This window comes from Bacillus sp. JJ1764, from assembly GCF_036962145.1.
GTDB lineage: Bacteria > Bacillota > Bacilli > Bacillales > Cytobacillaceae > Neobacillus.
Genome location: NZ_JBALNY010000004.1, coordinates 594 through 2,488 on the forward strand (window position 1 = coordinate 594; position 1,895 = coordinate 2,488).

Below are 1,895 nucleotides of genomic sequence, written 5' to 3' on the forward strand. Positions count from 1 at the left end.
GAAAAATAGCAAATAAAATAAACTTATTAGTTACTCGAAATAAATTCCCTTTTTGAGATATAATTAATTCGATATCTATTGGAGGTGGAAACAAACATGTTTCAGTTAAAACAGGACTTAGAGCTAACTGCTGAACATCAGGGCCTGGTGATTGGTCTTTTTGAAAAGGCAGAAAAGTTTTCGGGAAATTTAGCGTCTCTTGATCAAGCGTTTGAAGGTCAGCTGACAAAGCTTGTGAAATCAGGTGACATATCAGCCAAATTAAAATCTATCAGTAAAGTACATACCCTAGGAAAAATTGGACCTAAACGAATTTGGATTATTGGCCTCGGTAAAGAAAAAGAATTCACCTTTGATAAGTTGCGCCAGGCTTTTGGAAAGCTATTTAAAGAACTAAAGAATAACAAACAAGAAGAAACAGCAATTTATTTAGATACATTCCTATCTGAAAAGCATGACGCTTCGGACGCAGCCTATGCATTAAGCGAAGCCTTCGCCTTAGCTACCTATCAATTCGAAGGCTACCGCCAAAAATCCAATGAGCCGGAGAAACGTCTTGAGACCTTGACTGTTTATAGTCAGGCAGCTGCCGAAGAGGTTGAAGCATCCCTTTCTATCGGTTATGCCTTCGGAAAAGGCACCAATTCAGCAAGAACCTTAGTGAACACTCCAGGCAATATGTTAACCGCCACGGATATGGCTAACTATGCTACAGAACTGGCAGCCAAGTACAATTTCGAGTTGGAAATTTTGGATAAAGCTGAGATTGAAAAGCTTGGTATGGGTGCGTTTCTTGCGGTGAACCAGGGATCAGCAGAACCACCTAAAATGATTGTATTGAAATACCAAGGTAAAGACGAATGGAAGGATGTCATCGGACTTGTTGGCAAAGGAATTACCTTTGACACCGGTGGTTATTCCATTAAAACAAAAGCCGGTATTGTTGGCATGAAAACTGACATGGGCGGTGCTGCAGCTGTTTTAGGTGCTATGGAAATCCTCGGTGAGATTAGACCAGAACAGAACGTCGTTGCTGTAATTCCATCGACAGATAATATGATTAGCGGCAATGCGTTCAAACCAGATGATGTCATCACGTCCATGAACGGTAAAACCATTGAAGTGTTAAATACTGATGCCGAAGGACGTCTTGTCCTAGCAGATGCTGTTACGTATGCTAAGCATCATGGAGCTAATTATATCGTTGACGTGGCCACGTTAACTGGTGGTGTGATTACTGCTCTAGGTGTCAATACCACTGGTGCTATGACCAATCATGAACCGCTTTATGAGCAAGTTTTGGAAGCAGCGATGGAGGCCGGAGAACAAATGTGGCAATTGCCACTGTTTGAAAGTGAGAAAGAACGAGTGCGCAACAGTAAAGTTGCTGACTTAAACAATTCACCGGGCAGTGAAGGGCATGCCATTGTGGCAGGTGCGTTTATTGGTGAATTTGCTGAGGAAACCCCTTGGGTGCACTTGGATATTGCTGGCACTGCAACGTCAACTAAAGAGTATGATCTTGGTCCGGCAGGCGCTACCGGTGTCATGACCCGTACCCTTGCGCTCTTTGTAGAACGATTCGAGCCAATTGAAAAATAAACATGAGTCTAACCGCTTTTCGATTTGCCCACTCCAAACCCATCCTTTTCGCATATGAAGTAGTATAGGCAGATATGAAAAGGAGGTTTTGCCTTATGTACCCATACTATCGGAGTCCATATCCGGTACAAGATCAACGATTTATTGGTGGTTTATGGGGATGGCCATTGGCTATTGGGGGATTGAGCTTTCTAGGCGGATTAATTGGTGGCGGTTTAGGAGCATCCTTTGCGGCACGCCCATTCTATGGTGGTTTTGGTTATCCGGGCTTTGGCTATCCAGGTTTCGGTTAT

The 1,895-nt window shown here is 43.1% G+C and carries 2 protein-coding genes; both read left to right on the plus strand.

The annotated features are described in order from the left end of the window. Positions 1-96: 96 nt before the first annotated feature. Positions 97-1,602 carry a leucyl aminopeptidase gene (locus V7083_RS00505; protein WP_335474241.1) on the plus strand — a complete coding sequence of 502 codons (1,506 nt, stop codon included), beginning with the start codon at positions 97-99 and terminating at the stop codon, positions 1,600-1,602. 95 nt (positions 1,603-1,697) lie between these two features. Continuing rightward, a partial coding sequence (locus V7083_RS00510; protein WP_335474243.1) for a hypothetical protein occupies positions 1,698-1,895 on the plus strand: 198 nt, incomplete at its 3' end.